This is a genomic window from Candidatus Chloroploca mongolica, from assembly GCF_004762035.2.
GTDB lineage: Bacteria > Chloroflexota > Chloroflexia > Chloroflexales > Chloroflexaceae > Chloroploca > Chloroploca mongolica.
This window is the reverse complement of the sequence record NZ_SIJK02000080.1, coordinates 1-16,539: the sequence shown is the minus strand read 5'-3', so window position 1 is coordinate 16,539 and position 16,539 is coordinate 1. Positions and strand designations below refer to the sequence as shown.

Annotated in this window: 22 protein-coding genes; all 22 read left to right on the top strand. The window is 52.7% G+C overall.

The window, feature by feature from the left end; all coding sequences use genetic code 11:
• The first annotated feature begins 34 nt into the window (after window positions 1-34).
• The 22 genes from EYB53_RS23135 (at window position 35) to EYB53_RS23030 (ending at window position 16,255) form a co-directional block, all read left to right on the top strand.
• Window positions 35-415 carry a hypothetical protein gene (locus tag EYB53_RS23135; RefSeq protein ID WP_135481553.1) on the top strand — a complete coding sequence of 127 codons (381 nt, stop codon included), beginning with the start codon at window positions 35-37 and terminating at the stop codon, window positions 413-415.
• Window positions 416-1,022: 607 nt separating this feature from the next.
• Entirely contained in the window at window positions 1,023-1,943 is a 921-nt protein-coding gene (locus EYB53_RS23130; protein ID WP_135481551.1) for a DUF8740 domain-containing protein, read from the top strand.
• Between the two features lie 444 nt (window positions 1,944-2,387).
• Window positions 2,388-2,942: a T4SS efffector SepA family protein gene (locus EYB53_RS23125; protein ID WP_205712744.1), complete on the top strand. Its 555-nt coding sequence runs from the start codon at window positions 2,388-2,390 to the stop codon at window positions 2,940-2,942.
• 219 nt (window positions 2,943-3,161) lie between these two features.
• Window positions 3,162-3,926 (top strand): hypothetical protein, encoded by a 765-nt coding sequence (locus tag EYB53_RS23120; protein WP_135481549.1) that lies wholly within the window; start codon window positions 3,162-3,164, stop codon window positions 3,924-3,926.
• A 401-nt stretch (window positions 3,927-4,327) separates the two neighbouring features.
• Complete coding sequence (locus EYB53_RS23115) at window positions 4,328-5,755, top strand: DUF4236 domain-containing protein (protein WP_135481547.1); 1,428 nt, start codon at window positions 4,328-4,330, stop codon at window positions 5,753-5,755.
• 514 nt (window positions 5,756-6,269) lie between these two features.
• A complete protein-coding gene (locus tag EYB53_RS23110; RefSeq protein WP_097655053.1) occupies window positions 6,270-6,686 on the top strand; it encodes a XisH family protein in 417 nt (138 codons plus the stop codon).
• Window positions 6,674-7,009 carry a XisI protein gene (locus EYB53_RS23105; protein ID WP_097655052.1) on the top strand — a complete coding sequence of 112 codons (336 nt, stop codon included), beginning with the start codon at window positions 6,674-6,676 and terminating at the stop codon, window positions 7,007-7,009. The genes EYB53_RS23110 and EYB53_RS23105 overlap by 13 nt, the downstream gene beginning before the upstream one ends.
• A gap of 458 nt (window positions 7,010-7,467) precedes the next feature.
• Entirely contained in the window at window positions 7,468-7,710 is a 243-nt protein-coding gene (locus EYB53_RS23100; RefSeq protein WP_135481545.1) for a DUF2281 domain-containing protein, read from the top strand.
• Window positions 7,694-7,912 (top strand): PIN domain-containing protein, encoded by a 219-nt coding sequence (locus EYB53_RS23095; RefSeq protein WP_205712743.1) that lies wholly within the window; start codon window positions 7,694-7,696, stop codon window positions 7,910-7,912. Before EYB53_RS23100 ends, EYB53_RS23095 begins: the two co-directional genes overlap by 17 nt.
• A 265-nt stretch (window positions 7,913-8,177) precedes the next feature.
• Complete coding sequence (locus EYB53_RS23090) at window positions 8,178-8,498, top strand: hypothetical protein (protein ID WP_135481541.1); 321 nt, start codon at window positions 8,178-8,180, stop codon at window positions 8,496-8,498.
• 106 nt (window positions 8,499-8,604) lie between these two features.
• On the top strand, window positions 8,605-8,832 hold the full coding sequence (locus EYB53_RS23085) for a hypothetical protein (RefSeq protein WP_135481538.1): 228 nt from the start codon (window positions 8,605-8,607) through the stop codon (window positions 8,830-8,832).
• 3 nt (window positions 8,833-8,835) lie between these two features.
• On the top strand, window positions 8,836-9,183 hold the full coding sequence (locus tag EYB53_RS23080) for a type II toxin-antitoxin system PemK/MazF family toxin (protein ID WP_097654748.1): 348 nt from the start codon (window positions 8,836-8,838) through the stop codon (window positions 9,181-9,183).
• Between the two features lie 312 nt (window positions 9,184-9,495).
• Window positions 9,496-9,726 carry a hypothetical protein gene (locus EYB53_RS23075; protein WP_097654747.1) on the top strand — a complete coding sequence of 77 codons (231 nt, stop codon included), beginning with the start codon at window positions 9,496-9,498 and terminating at the stop codon, window positions 9,724-9,726.
• Window positions 9,727-9,847: 121 nt separating this feature from the next.
• Window positions 9,848-10,765, top strand: coding sequence for a restriction endonuclease (locus tag EYB53_RS23070; protein WP_135481536.1), 918 nt, complete (start codon window positions 9,848-9,850; stop codon window positions 10,763-10,765).
• A 3-nt stretch (window positions 10,766-10,768) separates the two neighbouring features.
• Entirely contained in the window at window positions 10,769-11,299 is a 531-nt protein-coding gene (locus tag EYB53_RS23065) for a hypothetical protein (RefSeq protein WP_205712742.1), read from the top strand.
• 171 nt (window positions 11,300-11,470) lie between these two features.
• Window positions 11,471-11,896 (top strand): element excision factor XisI family protein, encoded by a 426-nt coding sequence (locus EYB53_RS26780; RefSeq protein WP_371879150.1) that lies wholly within the window; start codon window positions 11,471-11,473, stop codon window positions 11,894-11,896.
• 90 nt (window positions 11,897-11,986) lie between these two features.
• The gene (gene tnpC / locus EYB53_RS23055; protein ID WP_135481533.1) at window positions 11,987-13,411 is read left to right on the top strand and encodes an IS66 family transposase; all 1,425 of its coding nucleotides are present in this window, start codon (window positions 11,987-11,989) and stop codon (window positions 13,409-13,411) included.
• A gap of 229 nt (window positions 13,412-13,640) precedes the next feature.
• The gene (locus tag EYB53_RS23050) at window positions 13,641-14,210 is read left to right on the top strand and encodes a helix-turn-helix domain-containing protein (RefSeq protein WP_209949634.1); all 570 of its coding nucleotides are present in this window, start codon (window positions 13,641-13,643) and stop codon (window positions 14,208-14,210) included.
• Between the two features lie 3 nt (window positions 14,211-14,213).
• Entirely contained in the window at window positions 14,214-14,384 is a 171-nt protein-coding gene (locus EYB53_RS23045) for a hypothetical protein (protein WP_205712740.1), read from the top strand.
• 382 nt (window positions 14,385-14,766) lie between these two features.
• Window positions 14,767-15,261, top strand: a complete 495-nt coding sequence (locus EYB53_RS23040) for a DUF1572 family protein (protein ID WP_097654746.1) — start codon at window positions 14,767-14,769, stop codon at window positions 15,259-15,261.
• A 139-nt stretch (window positions 15,262-15,400) separates the two neighbouring features.
• Entirely contained in the window at window positions 15,401-15,691 is a 291-nt protein-coding gene (locus EYB53_RS23035; RefSeq protein WP_135481529.1) for a DUF2442 domain-containing protein, read from the top strand.
• Window positions 15,692-15,694: 3 nt separating this feature from the next.
• The gene (locus EYB53_RS23030; protein WP_135481527.1) at window positions 15,695-16,255 is read left to right on the top strand and encodes a Uma2 family endonuclease; all 561 of its coding nucleotides are present in this window, start codon (window positions 15,695-15,697) and stop codon (window positions 16,253-16,255) included.
• The last annotated feature ends 284 nt before the right edge of the window (window positions 16,256-16,539 follow it).

Here is a 16,539-nt window from a genome sequence, read left to right as displayed (position 1 = left end):
GGATTCATCCGGCTGAAACGGAGTCGATCGCGGTATGATTTTGGCGAGGGTATTGTTTAAGAGTAGAGACTATCGGGATTACAGTCTCTACGATCTTGAAGACGAGATTGATTTGAAGGCCGCACCTTATGAGAAGACGATAATCAGCCAGTTATCAAAACATGTTATACCAAGCCTACAATCGGGATCGGCACAGCAACGAATTAAGCCATCAGGAGAACCATCGGTTCTAGCCCAATCTTCGGAAACAACTCAGCAGCAAGTTGCTCCGTCGGGAGTAAGATTGGCTCCAGAGCAGCCTGATAGTGTTACAGCCCTTAATTGGTCTGAAACTAATCAGGGGCCTATTGTACTATCTGAGACTCTGTTTGGTGCAACCCCTGAAGGAGAAGATCAACGAACTGAAGAAGCATGACGATAATTCATCAATCTCTAGCACCTTGTTGGAGAGATCCACGAAATAGCTCATCACAAAGTCAAATTGCCCCTTTTTCGCCGATAGCTCTCTGTAATGCTCTAAAACCCGCTTTCTCCGACAGGTTGCTAGTTGATGCGACCCTCAGTCGACCCCTTGAAGGGATTTACCATGCGCCGACCACGTCTCTCAAACAGCCAGATCGCACGACTCATGGGAGCCGTCACGGAGCCGTCACTTTGCCAACGAAACCGGCTTTGAGCAGATCGCCGCCGCGCTTGGCGTACCACGCCCGCGCAAGGTGCGGGGGTGAGTATTGCATCCGTGGCCTGAGCTAGCTGGTGCAGGTCGGCTTTGCGAGTGCTGCGGTCATCGATACATCTGATCAGCCGAGCGGATGCGCGAGAACAGGAAATGGGCAGAGAAGTCGTGGAGGCAACATGATCGCTGGGTATGATCATGCGGTTATCGCCGGTGGGTTTGCCGTAGCGCGTGGCGAAAGGCGGTATCGGCAGCGCATACCCGGTGAGGTGGCAAACGTACCATCTCCTTTTTGAAGTTCGCAAATCTCGTATTCCGGATAAATACCCGTAAGGCAGGAGGTAGTATGGTTTCCACCCCACTCGTTCGTCGTATTTTGTCTGCGATCATCGTTGTCGTCGTGGCCTCAACCGTCGCCGTGCTTGTCAGTAACGTACAGGGCAGTTCAAAACGAACGCCAGTGATGAACCGTTCATCGGCTGGCTTAACCACGGAATTTTCCTATCAAGGCTATTTGGCATTGGAGGGTCAGCCTGTCAATGGATTATATGATTTTCGCGTTCGGCTCTACGATGCGCAAGCAGATGGGGCACAAATTGGTTCGGAAAACATAGTTGAATCTGTTGATGTTCAAACAGGTGTCTTTTCAGTCTACTTGAACTTTGGGGACGTGTTCAATGGCAGACCACGGTGGCTCGAAATAGATGTTCGGCAACACGGTGATGAGGACACCTACATAACGCTGACGCCACGTCAAGAGATAAATCCAGTACCCTACGCACTGTATGCAGAGTCAACTCTTGAGATGTGGGAGTTCAATACTATGGGAGTTGATCCTGATACTGGCTTGGTTAACGGTGCTTATCCAGATGTGTTTACTAGCGTTCATCATCAAGGCCCGCAGCGAGTCGTACTGGTCGAAGCCCCCGTGATTGCCAAGCAAATTGAGGCGTTATATCTTATTGTTGTGAATCGCAACGGGAGTTATGATGGTACTTATTCCTTGGAATTTGAAGTGCGCTCATACGATGGAACCCTTCAACACGTTGTATCTGCTGCGCCTGTAGATTTACAGGAAGTATCCACCCATGAAGTGATAGAAATCGCCATGTCTTCCAACCCAGATGATATGATTGTACTTCCTGGGGAATATCTTGCCATAACGATACGTCGTAGCGGTGAGCCAGGAGGCTCACTTATGGTAAACCTCTCTACACGAGTACTGGGTCGCAATGCTTTACAGACAAGCGCAAGAGGTCAACAATGAAAGATCCGATTTTTGTTTGTGTGATCTGCATACTCGCCATGTGTTTGGCAGGGTCCTCTGCTTCAGCGCAACAGCCCGTATATGTGCTCGTTAGTTCTACCATAGGCGGTGTTCGATCTGTTCCTAGTAGCGGTGATGCGTTTGTGCTTACCGGCACAGTGTCCCATGATGCACAGCGGAATATGACAGGCGGCCAATTTCGTATGCAAGGAGGCTTTATAGCCACGATAGTTCCCACCAACAAGGGTGAGACACAACTGAACTTGTATCTTCCATTTGTGCAGCAGTGAGAATGGCACATAGTCATATCTTATTGGGTAGCGGCTTCCTCAAATGTTAGTGTCGACCAACAACCCGCATCCCCCTTGACAATTTCTGTATGTATGTTACAATTTTACACATACAGCAGCAAGTGGTGCTGCTCAGTTTTAAGGAAGGACGCTAATGATGCCTGTTATCCGAATTCCTGATCCACTGTATAAGCGATTACAGAATCTAGCAGTACCTTTTGAGGATACCCCAATTACAGTAATTGAGAGATTAGTAGAGGAGTATGAATCTCGGCAAGACAAGAAGAGTTCTCTGTCTTCAGCCAATGATGTGGAACCTCAGAATTTTAATCCAGTGGAGCCACCAGATCTACGTCACACTCGTGTAATATATGCCTCTTTCAATGGAGAAATTTTGCGATCACCAAACTGGAATGGTATCTTAGATGCCGCTCACATAACAGCGTACAAACAAGGATTATCACCAGAAGCATTAGTGCGACTTACCCTTTCTAACGCAGAAAAGGGCGAAAAAACAGATAACGGTTTTCATTTCCTTCCTGAAATAAGTATGTCAATTCAGGGTGTCGATGCAAACCTAGCTTGGCGTAATACTCTGCACCTTGCAAAGCATATCAAGGTTCCTGTTGAGGTGCATTTTGAATGGCGAGATAAAGAGGGAGCTGCATACCCTGGAGAGATAGGTAAGTTCGCTTGGTATCCCAAATAAAATATCCTCTCCGAAAATGCGCCAGATTGAGATTGAGGCGTTCGCGGCGGAAAACGCTGCCGTGCGACTCGATAATCGGCAGCTGTGCTATGAAAATGCATGTTTTAAGGGTGGAGCGGGGAAACTCGATCTCAAAACCCCGCTGATCCAGCGGTTTTGCAGAGGACACCTCCGGTTGTGCTAAAATACTTGAATTCTACTTTTGAAGGGCTACAGACTATGAATACAAGTACCATCTCTACACGTTTACAAATGACAATTGAGGACATTCAGGAGATCATTAGTGGTATTTCCGTAGAAATAAGGCAATCGCTAGATTCGGGGAATCATGAGGAGGTTGATCGACTAAATAAGCTTGCATGGCAATTGCGTGATTTTTGTGATGAACTTCGAGAGTTACAGGTGACATGGGTTCGAGATCTTGACAAGAGTATCAATAGTAGAATTAAGCGCTCAGATGACGACGGTAAGATCGAAATAACCAGCATAGATGATATCACTAAAGATATGCAGTCAAAAAGCAGTAATACATCGCCAATAAGTGAAGAAATTGATGATGATTCAGAGCGAGTGAAGCGGAAAATCTTTCGTGAAAAATGCTTATCTCGCCTTGGTAAGTATTTTAAGACCAAACTAGTCAGAGTAAATCAAACAATATATAGAACGCAGGATAGTAATTTTGTTATTGCTTGTGCAATATCTCGAAAATATCCAGACGAAAAATATTGGTTCGGTTTTACCGAAAAGCAATTCAGACAGTTAAAAGCAGCACGAAATGCATTTGCAGCGTTTGGTTGTGGAAATCATGACACGATATTTCTTCTTCCTCTAGCCGATCTAGAAAAATGGCTCCCCGGAATTAATCAGACAGTTAATGATTCGCAGCAATACTGGCATATTCATATAAAACGCCAGAGCGATAGATGGATGCTTTTGAGGAAAAGTGATTTTGATAGTATAAATATCGATAAATACCTTATGTAATAATAGGGTTTTATTTGTATAAGACACACGATTCATTGACACGATAAACAAAAACGATTCTAATACTACAACGAGATCTCTTCTGACTAAAGCTTTAGGACGCCATCCTTCGGGTTGGGAACGCATATTCTGAAGCGTGGGGGGGGCATAACACTATTAATTCATTAATAACTTTATCACTGAAAAAGCGTTAAATTCGGATTTACCACCGAACAACCGCGTAAAGCACGATGCCACTGGCGTGGCCCCAATCTGGGTGCTTTCTAGAGGATGTTCTTCTCGGTCGAGTCGTGTTCCGATCAAAAGAAGTTGCTAGTGGCACGCCAGAAAACTGGCGTTAGCCCGCTTGTTTCAGGCCCAAATCCTTGCCATTTTGATGCAGGGTATTGAGCGAGAGAGAAATGAGCTTCTACATTCGTAAAAGCGTCAAGTTTGGATCTATCCGCCTGAACTTTTCTAAATCAGGCATTGGAATATCAGCCGGTGTGAAGGGCGCACGAATTTCAACTAGCCCACGCGGAACTTACATCCACATGGGCAGAAACGGAATTTATTACCGCCAGAAAATTGACGGCTCGATAGTGGGCACTCGGCCAACGCCACAAACTGACTCCGGTACAAACTTTGGAACTTCTGGAGGCAATATTCCTTCTGCCAATGTTAGTGATTTGGTTGAGTCGTCAAACAAGGACTTGCTTGCTCAGATAAATTCCCGTATTCAAGAACCAACTTACGCTTTCATAGTCGGCATAATATCAACAGCGATAGCGGGCGCAATAGCATCACTGGCTTACCTCGTTCAATCAAACGCCTCCACAATCTTAGAAAGCGCATATCCGATTCTTCTCGCTTTGCCACTGGTTATAGCCGCAATTGTCTGGATAATGGGCCTTTCAGTAGCTTGGGTGACGCACCAGCAGGAAAAACTTGCACGGACAACCACTCTGCAATACAAACTAGATGAAGGAGCGAAGGGTAAATTCATTGCACTTCAAAATGCACGCGCCGACCTTGCAAAATCGGTTTGTATTTGGCGTGTGGTTTCCCAAACACCCAATTGGGACTGGAAACGTAATGCGGGAGCATCATCCATCATTACTCGAAAGCGAATCTCGGCAAGATATGCGCACCCTCCCTTCATAGAAACGCGTATCAAGGTATATGGCATACTGCTCGACTCAATGCAATTGTTTTTCTTGCCAGACCAAGTGCTCATCTTTCAAGGTGGGAAATATGGTGCAGTCAGCTATGATGCCCTTCAAGTTCACGCATTGCCAACAAGTTTCATTGAATACGAAGGTGTGCCAAGCGATTCTACTGTCGTTGGCTACACATGGCAGTACGTACGAAAGGATGGTGGTCCCGACTTGAGATTCAGCGATAACCGGCAAATTCCAATTGCTCAGTACGGCTATATTGAACTCTCCTCGCAGTCTGGTCTGAATCTACATCTTCATGTATCGAGTCTCTCGTATGCTCAACGGTTCGCGCAAGCATTGTCTGATTACATCCAGCACTGCCAAGAGCCGCATCGCACCTCATCGGGCAAGACATCATCAGGTTATCAGCAATCGTCGGGGTATCAACGACAGGAACAATCCGAGACGGAAGCGCCCAAAGAACCAAGAGACGAGAGTCCTTATACTATTTTGGGCGTATCACCTACTGCTTCCAAAGATGAGATAATCGCCGCTTACAGAAAATTGGCCCAAATGTATCATCCAGATAAAGTAGCGGGGCTAGCCCCGGAATTCGGAGAACTTGCGGAGAAACGCATGAAGGCTATTAATGCTGCCTATGAGCAACTCAAGCGCACTTTCAAGGAGTAATGGCACATACGCAAAGCAAGGTCGCTGGCTAACACGCGCTTCACCTGACGCCGATGCGCTTCGCTGCGCCGCTGAAGCCCGACATTGGGCGGCATCTCCAGGGCTGTTGCAAAGATACTGCTGGCAAACTCTGCATAAGCGCCCTTCGCTCAAACAGCCCGTACTCCCCTACGAGGCGGTTGCGGTTTTCGGCGGAGGAGGGCTGTGACGACCTCGCTTGCTGGCCCAGGACGCACGAGGCGCAATTTCTCGACGCAAGACGACCCGAAAAACGCAGGGTGCCGCTCAGTTGGGGTTTGCCAGCAGTATCTTGCAAAGTCCCAGTAGGGTTAGATAATGTCCGCAGATTACGCAGATTACGCAGATGAGGGCTTCCGCATCTGCGTAATCTGCGGACGATCAGGAGGACTTTGCATCAGCCGTGTCCGAGCCATGCCGCCGCTTCCCTCTGAGAAATGCTCGTGCTATACTACGCTTAACCCCAGGATATCGACAAATAAAGGTTCATGCAGCTATGGCAGCCAGGGATTTGTTTCATCAAGCAGTAAAGAACGCACTGATAAAAGAACAATGGAATGTAACAGATGATCCATTAGTTATTCAATTCGGAGGTGTTGATTTACGTATTGATTTAGGTGCAGAACGGCTTGTTGCTGCTGAAAAAGATGGTGAAAGAATCGCCGTTGAAATTAAAAGTTTCCTTGGCCCTTCCGTTATTTCAGACTTTCATGGTGCACTTGGCCAGTTCTTGAACTACCGCTTAGCGCTTGAAGCGCAGGAGTCTGATCGGCAATTGTACCTTGCTATCCCAGAAGAAACCTTTCAGACCTTTTTTCATCTTCCGTTTGTCCAACTGGCGGTGCAGCGCTATCAACTCATGCTGATAGTGTATAACGTCGTACGTGAGGAGCTTATCCAATGGATACCGTAAACCAGTATCGGCAACTCATTCAAGCTATTCTCACCGAGTATGCGTCGTATCGGCCACACTACGGTGATATCGAAATGGAGTTGATCACAGATACGAGCCGTGACCATTATCAACTCCTTAGCGTTGGATGGAATAACCTTGAGCGTATTCATGGGACACTTATTCATATTGACATCCGAGATGATAAGATATGGATTCAGTATGACGGAACCGAAGAAGGTATTGCGAATCGCTTGGTTGAACAAGGCGTTCCGAAGCGTGATATTGTCCTTGCCTTCCATCCGCCCTATAAGCGTCCGTACACTGATTTTGCTGTCGGTTGAGTCGTTGTGCGCCGGGATGCGCTGGGTGGATTCAGTCGGCACCGGCCGCCTTCGCGTTCCGTTGCCGAGGCATTGACGCCGACGGGATTGGCGGATGGGGGCATTCACCAATAAGCGACGGCGCGGCGCCTGCCCCGATCCTTTTGCAAAGAAGACCGGTTTTTTGACGCAACGGCGCGAAGGCGCGAAGGGTTGTGGTCGCGCTATGCGCCACGTTCCGTCGTGGCGGCAACACGATCAAAGAGGGGTGGCGGCGGCGGCATGAGCGCCGTGGAGCCTTGCACCTTGAAGGATGGAGATGGTCGTTTGTTTTTGTTGCCGCATCGACAGCCGATACGCGGTGTCGCAGAGCGGGAACGTAGGTGGAGATGGTATCACTGGAGAAATTCATCATCCACGATAACGGATATGCTATACTGAACTACGAACGACGGTCGCGATAGACAAGGAGTGGCGCAATGGATCAGAAGACGTTATGGCAACAGTACCAATCGCTTCCGGATGAAGTCCAACAACAAGTGGTGGATTTTTTGTCGTTTCTTCAGCAGAAATATGGCTTTGCGTCAAGCGAAGCGAAGCCACTGCCCGATCTGGCGAACGAGCCGTTTGTGGGAATGTGGCGCGGTCGTTCAGCGATGAATGACTCAACTGTTTGGGTTCGCAATCTCCGAAAGGATGAGTGGCGTGACCACAACGACTAGAATCATCATCGATACGGATATTCTGATTGATGTCGGTCGTGGCGTTCAAGAAGCGCTTGTGTACGTATTAAGTCATGGCCTTCTTCTTGCCGATGCGATGATTGCGGCAACGGCGATCGCCCTTCATGTCCCCCTTGCGTCAAAGAACCAGCGCGACTATCGGTATATCACACAACTTACCCTGCTTCCCTATCCGTCCTAACAGGGTACAGGATTCTTTACCTTGCCAACTGCCTTTATTCGTGCTCATCACCATGCGCATCACTCGTGGCCGAAGGTACGCCTGCGGGGCATGGACGCCGCGCTGGCCCCCTTTGCCAAGGAAACCGGCTTTGAGCAGATCGCCGCCGCGCTTGGCGTACCACGCCTGCGCAAGGTGCGGGGGTGCTCTAATAGGTTGTCGAAATCCAACGTATCGGTAAAAAACGCGGCAATGCGTTCTTTTTCCGAGGAAGGAAAACCGACCTATGATAACCTGGAATTATCGGGTCTTTCGCGAAGACGATGGCGACTTTATCATTCGGGAAGTCTTCTATGATGATGACGGTGCCATTCTTGGCTGTACGGCGCATGCGGTCGAGCCATGTGGTCGATCCCTCGAGGAGTTAACGACCAGTCTTGCTGACTTTCAAGCGGCGCTGGCACTCCCGACGTTGACCCTTGGAGATATGCCGCAACCATCCATGGAGCGCCCAACGGCTCCTCGTGGGTGTACGCTTTCGAGTGCAGAAGTGCGTGCGAAACTCGGATTGCATTCCGAGGTCGCTTCACCAAAAAAAGCATCCTAAATCGATACGAGATGTACCTCTCATCCTCCTGTCGCTCGCTCTGCCATGTGGTATACTGCTGTGCAGATACGACGGAACAATGAGTTAGCGCACAGCAGAGGCATCTATGACGACACCGACTCTCGAACGAATCGAGACTGACATCGCGCAGTTGTCGCTTGCCGAGCAGCTTTGGTTGATGGAACGCTTGGCCCATCGCATTCGTCAATTCAGTCTACGCCCCTTGCGCGTGCAGGAAGCTGACGTAGCAGCCATGGCTGCCGATGAGTCTATCCAGCAGGAGGTTCAGCATATCGCCGCTGAGTTTGCTGTGACCGAACAGGATGGACTATGAGCGATGAGTATCCAACGCGGTGACATCTACTTCGTCAATTTGACCCCCGTGCAAGGGCGTGAACAAGCGGGGCAACGTCCGGTGCTGGTGATCTCCGTTGATGCCATCAATCGTCTGCCGTTGGTTGTGACCGTAGTAGTCGGCACCAAAGGGGCCAATGTGCCACGCGATTACCTGACCAATGTGCGGGTTGCACCAGCAGAAAGCGGGCTGCCGATCGAAACTGTCTTCCTGGGTTTTCAAATCCGCTCGCTCGATGCGAACCGCTTTCCGTCAACGCGGGCAGGCAAACTCAGTGGGCAAGCATTGGAACAGGTTGAAGCTGCGGTGCGCTATTGCCTGGGTTTGTAAAGCGATCTACTTACACTCGCCCCACGTGTGATGGTCGGGAAACCTCGTGCTTGTCTCCTGTTTGCAACTAAAGCGCTCGCAACAACCACCTTCATGCTCTTGGCAACGACGGAGGGGTAGATGCGCTTCTGGGTAACTGCCTGTACTGGCCCGCCTGCCCCAATCCCTTGCAAAGAAGATCGGTTTTTGATGCAACGGCGCAAAGGCGCGAAGGGTTGTGGTTCTATAGTTTGCTGTGGTCTGCTTCCTCTGTCCATTCGTGCCATTTTGACGCACGACGAGTATGACCAGGGGAAAGGGAAGGAGGAAGCGATGACGACGCATGAGATGGAAACCATCCGATCCGTCTGGCCATCACTGACGAAGGTGCTGTTTGTCCCCCGTACCGAACAGGACTACGAGCGCCTCGTCGCCATCCTCGACACCCTGATTGATGTCGTTGGGGAAAATGAGGCACACCCGCTCGCTTCCTTGATGGACATCATGGGAGTGCTGATCGAAAAATACGAGGATGAGCATATTCCCGAAATATCCGATCGCTAAATCCAGCAAACGCCCATCTTCTCCCAGCAAGCACGCGAATACGTCAGCTGCATCGAGCAAAAGATCGTCCTGATCGAAGCGAGCACCAAATATCACTATGGCGAAGTGTAGGAGCAGCGAGATGACCATCCCCGACTTCCAAAACCTGATGCTACCGATGCTGCAACTTGCCGCCGATGGCCGCGAGCATCGCGTCAGCGACGTTGCCGACACCTTAGCGCAGCACTTCCACCTAAGCGAGGAAGAGCGTGCCGAGATGTTACCAAGCGGCATCCAGACCAAATTCGACAACCGGGTCGGCTGGGCGCGCACGCATCTCGGCAAAGCGCTGCTGCTAGAGAGTCCCCGGCGAGGCTGGTTCCACATCACCGAGCGCGGGCGCGAACTCCTGGCGAATCCACCCGAGCGCATCACCGTCGCCTACCTGATGCGCTACCCTGAACATCTGGCCTTCCGCAGCAAAGGCCGGCAGCCTAGCGAGAACGGCCCCGTAGCAACACCGCTGACAGAGGAAGAGAGCGCCTCGCCCGAAGAAGCCCTCGAAGCCAGCTACCAGACTCTGCGCAGCACCCTAGCCCTGGAGCTCCTAGAGCGGGTGAAACAAGTCTCGCCACGCTTCTTCGAGCGCCTGGTGGTCGATCTGCTGGTCGCCATGGGCTACGGCGGCTCGCGGCGTGACGCCGGCAAAGCGATTGGGCGCAGTGGCGACGGCGGCATTGATGGCATCATCAACGAAGATCGCCTGGGGCTTGACGTGGTCTACATCCAGGCCAAACGCTGGGAGCACACCGTCAGTCGGCCCGACGTGCAAGCCTTCGCCGGCAGCCTGGAAGGCGTCCGTGCGCGCAAAGGCGTCATGATCACCACGTCAACCTTCTCCCAGCAAGCACGCGAGTACGTCAGCCGCATCGAAAAAAAGATCGTCCTGATCGACGGCGAGACGCTGGCGCAATACATGCTCGACTACGACATCGGCGTCACCGAAGTAAGCCGCTACGTGGTGAAGAAGATCGACCTCGACTACTTCGAGGAGGAATAGGCGATGGAGGAGGAGCAGGCAAAGCGTGAGTGGCTGCGTTTGCCCGTCGTCGCCGCAGGCGCCGAGTATCTGGTCATGGGCCACCTGATGCGGCGGAACATCTTGACCTACAAGGCCCCACCCGGCCATGAGGGGTACGACCTGATCTGCATCCACCCCGACCCACGCCACCAACCCGGCCCAGGCGAGCAGGCGCAGGTACGGGTGCAGGTCAAGAGCCGCTATGCCACCGACTGCGACCGAGGCTTCCCAATCAAAGCGGCGAGCTTCGACGCCTTCGACTTCCTCATTGTCGTCTTCCTCAACATCGGCATGTTCTACGGGCGTCACGACGGCTCCACCGGTGCCCAGGAGCCCGAATTCTTTACCTTGCCAACCGCCTTTATTCGTGCTCATCACCATGCGCATCACTCGTGGCCGAAGGTACGCCTACGCGGCATGGACGCCGCGCTGGCCCCCTTTGCCAACGAAACCGGCTTTGAGCAGATCGCCGCCGCGCTTGGCGTACCACGCTCGCGCAAGGTGCGGGGGTGAGCATACTATGAGCAACTCAAGCGCACTTTCAAGGAGTAATGGCACATACGCAAAGCAAGGTCGCTGGCTAACACGCGTTTCACTTGACGCCGATGCGCTTCGCGGCGCCGCTGAAGCCCGACATTGGGCGGCATCTCCAGGGCTGTTGCAAAGTCCCAGTAGGGTTAGATAATGTCCGCAGATTACGCAGATTACGCAGATGAGGGCTTCCGCATCTGCGTAATCTGCGGACGATCAGGAGGACTTTGCATCAGCCGTGTCCGAGCCATGCCGCCGCTTCCCTCTGAGAAATGCTCGTGCTATACTACGCTTAACCCCAGGATATCGACAAATAAAGGTTCATGCAGCTATGGCAGCCAGGGATTTGTTTCATCAAGCAGTAAAGAACGCACTGATAAAAGAACCATGGATACCGTAAACCAGTATCGCCAACTCATTCAAGCTATTCTCACCGAGTATGCGTCGTATCGGCCGCACTACGGTGATATCGAAATGGAGTTGATTACAGATACAAGCCGTGACCACTATCAACTCCTTAGCGTTGGATGGAATAATCTTGAGCGTATTTATTGTCCTTGCCTTCCATCCGCCCTATAAGCGTCCGTACACTGATTTGTATCCGTTCAGGGCGGGGGCTAGGCACCGTTCTGCATTGCGCGAATCGGCAGAATCCGGCATACTACTCTTATGGACGAGCCACAACGCCCAGCTGAACTGAGTGAGGACGCCTGGCAGGCCACCCCACCCGAGGTGCGCCAGTTTATTACCCTGCTCGTGACGAAGCTCGCGGCGCTCGAGGCGCGCCTCAACCAGAACTCGCAGAACTCGTCCAAGCCGCCCTCGTCCGATCCGCCCTCGGCACCGCCACGACCCGCCAAAACCCCACGCGGCAAACCCAAGACCAAAGGGGCGCAGCCAGGGCATCCCGACCAGCAACGCGACCTCATTCCGACGAGTGAGGTCAGCGCGGTCGTTCCTCTGCGGCCCACCAGTTGCCCGGCGTGTCAGCACACCCTGCCCGACGATCTGGATCCCGTGGAACCCCCGCGCCGCCAGCAGGTATGGGAGATTCCGCTGGCCCCTCCGGAAGTCACCGAATACCAGTATCACACCCTGGTTTGTCCGTGCTGTCAGGTGTGGGTGTCGGCAGAACGGCCCGATGACGTGCCGCCAGGCGCGTTCGGCCCCCGCTTGGTGGCCCTGATTGCCCTCTTGCATGGACGCTACCGCCTCAGCAACCGCGAACTGGTGGATCTGGTGCAGTTGGTCTGGCAGATTCCCATCAGTGTCGGCAGCGTCTGTCAGCTCCAACAGGTGGCCAGTGCGGCGCTTGCTCCCGCCCAAGCCGAGGTGCAGGCCGCCCTTGCCGCGGCCGACCACGTCCATGTGGACGAGACCAGTTGGCGCGAAGGATCGCGGAAGCCGTGGCTGTGGGTCGCGGTAGGAACGCTGGCGACCCTGTTCTTGATCCAACTGGGCCGCGGCAAGACGCAGTTGCAGACGCTGCTGGATGCGACCTTTACGGGGCGCGTGACGTCGGATCGGCTGGCGGCCTACAACAGCATTCCGCCCGAACGACGCCAGGTGTGTTGGGCGCACCTCATCCGCAATCTGCGCAGCCGGGTCGAAGCCAAAGGGCGGTGGCAAGCCGATGCCGCTGACCTGCTGGCCCTTGCCGACCTCGTGTTCGCGGTGTGGGAGCGCTTTCGTGAGGGGGCCATCGATCGCACGACGCTGCAGGCGATGCTGCAGCCCATCCAACAAGCCATGTGGGAACGGATGCAGGTCGTCCAGCATGACGGCCACTACCTCAGCAGCCTCTGCAGTGAACTGCTGCGCTTGTGGGATGCCCTGTGGACGTTCGTCGAGGTGGAAGGTATCGAGCCGACCAACAACGCTGCCGAGCGAGCGTTACGTCCGGCCGTGCTCTGGCGCAAGGGGAGCTACGGCACCCAGAGCGACGGAGGGAGCCGCTTTGTCGAGCGCATGCTCACCGTGAGTGCGACCTGTCAGCAGCACGAGCGTCCCCTCTTCCCCTACCTGATTGCGGCCGTTACCGCATATTGGGCGAATCAGCCTGCCCCGAAACTGCTCCCTTCCGGGGGAGCCTGAACGGATACCACTGATTTTGCTGTTGGTTGAGTCGTTGCGCGCCGGGATGCGCTGGCTGGATTCAGTCGGCACAGGCCGCCTTTGCGTTCCGTTGCCGCGGCATTGACGCCGACGGGAGGGGCGGATGGGGGCATGCGCCAATCCCTTGCAAAGAAGACTAGTTTTTTGACGCAAAGGCGCAAAGGCGCAAAGCGACGCATCGAGCGACAAAGTCATAGCGAGACGAAAGATGATAACATCGACTACAGCTGAAACAGTTGCCCAGCTACTACAGAGCCGTTGGCAGGGAGCACCGTCGCCGAAAACACAGAAGTATATGCATACCTTCTTTGACATATTCACGCTTCGAAATGGTCTCTATGCCAAAGTGCAAGGCAATCATGGAGTGTATCGCGTATCAATATTCGAGTACAATGATCAGATCGATGCCACATGTAGTTGCTATATTGGCAAGAATGGATATTGCCATCATTGTGAGGCCCTTGCACGAACATTCCTCCTTCATCCAACCACTATTCCCCCCGTTCCGGCATATCATATAGCGGATGTTCGTACTGCTACTACACCAGAACAAATTAACCAGTACATACGAAGTACAGCTCTTGCTGAACTCCTTCAGGAACTCGAACGCAACAGGATAAGTATCAAGAGCGTTGCGGCAAGTCTGGGCGTGAGTCCACAGCGTATTCGCGCGCTTATCAAGAAAGAACAACACCAAGGTGTTGTGGATGAATTAACGCCAATCAAACTATCGTGTCTTTGGTTGTTAGACCATCTGAACAGAGAAAAACCAAGGTAAAGCATGAACAATGACGATGAGATGCAACCAGAATACGATTTCAGCAAAGGTGTTCGGGGCAAACACTATCGGGCGTACCAGCGTGGCTATACAGTGATGATCCATAAAACGGATGGGACAACGGAAGAACGTGATTATACATTGCCTGCAGGGGCAGTTATCCTTAGATCCTGACGTACAAGCCTATTTTCATGATAGTGAGGCGGTCAATACTGCCTTGCGCGGGTTGATCAAACTGATCCCGCACCGCTCAAGCTAAGGTGAGCGGTGCGCCATCGGTACACGCACAAGATGGCGCTCCGACTGAGCGACGGCGCGGCGCCTGCCTCAATCCTTTTGCAAAGAAGCTCGGTTTTTGACGCAACGGCGCGAAGGCACCAAGCTACGCATCGAGCGACCGCAACCCTTTGTGCCGGTGCATCACCACGATGGATAGGGGCGGAAGGCAGCAGCGGCAGTAGCTGCGCGGCGCACCGCGCATAGAGCTAAGCCGCGCACCGCGCAGGGCAACGAGCGACGACGATGATCCTCATACCCAAAATAAGAAGGAGACCGAATGATGTCCAGTTTTTGGATGGAATGTAAGGCAGAAGTCATTGCGCAGTACCAAGAGCAGAAACAAATGGCGGATGCAGCCTTAGGCCGCATCGATGACACGACGTTTTTTACCCGCCTGAAACAGGGTGGGGACGCTGAAAGCAATAGCATTGCTGTTTTGATCAAGCACATCAGTGGCAACTTCATCTCGCGTTGGACTGATTTTTTGACCAGAGATGGTGAAAAGGCTGACCGTCACCGCCCACGCGAGTTTGTGCATGAGGCGAGCGACAATCGCCCACAGATCATGGAACGTTGGGAGCAAGGCTGGCAGATCCTCTTCGCAACCCTCGAATCGCTCACAGAAGAGGATTTTGCCAAAACCGTCTCCATCCGTGACGAGGCGCACAGCGTGATCAAAGCTATCCTGCGGAACCTGCTCCACACCACCCATCATATCGGGCAGATTGATTTGTTGGCGACGGTTTTGAAAAATCAAGATGGCGAAGAATGAGTTTTTGATCTTATTCACTTGGACCATCACATACCGCTGAAGATCGGTTTTTGACGCAAAGGCGCGAAGGCGCAAAGCGACGCATCGAGCGACCGCAACCCTTTGCGCCGGTGCGTCACCACGATGGAAGGATCTATCGATGACCCAACTCATTCGCGTACAATCAGCTACGCCCCTCATGCCCCCACGCATCCGTGTGGTGTTCACCAACGGCGAACAGCGCGAGATTGATCTCACCCCCTATATCGCGAGTGGCCCCATCTTTGAGCCAGTGCGTACCGATCCAACCTTTTTTCAATCCGTTGCGGTCGATGGGGGAACGCTAACATGGCCCAATGGCGCAGATATTGATTTTGGTCAATACATTCTGTGGTCGTATCAGATGGTGTATACTCATTGTACTGTAGAGTTGGTGAAGGATGGGAGCTAAAACATGGCGGTTGAATGGATCCGACGCGCCTTCACCATCCATGATTACGCCCGGATGCGTGAAAGCGGTATTCTGACCGAAGATGACCGCGTGGAGTTAATTGATGGAGAAATCCGCAATATGAGCCCCATTGGCCCACACCACGCCGCCATCGTAACCAAAATGATGACGTTTCTTATGCGCCAAGTGCAAGATGAGGCCATTATCAGCCCGCAAAATCCCGTGCAATTGACTGATTACACGGAACCCCAACCCGATATTGCCGTGCTGCGCTACCGTGACGACTATTATGCGCAGGCATTGCCAAGGGCGGATGATATTTTGCTGTTGATCGAAGTCGCTGATACCACGCTCACGTATGATCGCGAAGAAAAGATGCCGCGCTATGCACAAGCAGGTGTACCGGAAGCGTGGATCGTCAATCTAACAGAACTCCTCATTGAGCAGTACACATTGCCGGTCAAAGGCCAATATACCCGTCTTCAAAAAGTGTTACTGGGTGATACCGTTACGTCGCCAACCTTTCCCCGTATCGCACTCAATACCTCACTGATTTTAGGATAAAAATAGATTGTGCGCTTGCCCCCTGCGCGCTGGCTGCATGACCGATGCGGAATGCTCATTGTCAAGGGGCATCAGCTGCATCGCCAGGGCGATTGCATCATACGAAATCGGATACAACGGGGCACCCGCAAGGGGCGGGGCACCCGCACCGGGGTGGGGCACCCGCAAGGGGCGGGGCACCCGCAAGGGGCGGGGCACCCGCACCGGGGTGGGGCACCCGCACCGGGGTGGGGCACCCGCAAGGGGTGCCCCTACACCGGGCCCGCCCCCCGGCCCTGTAGGGG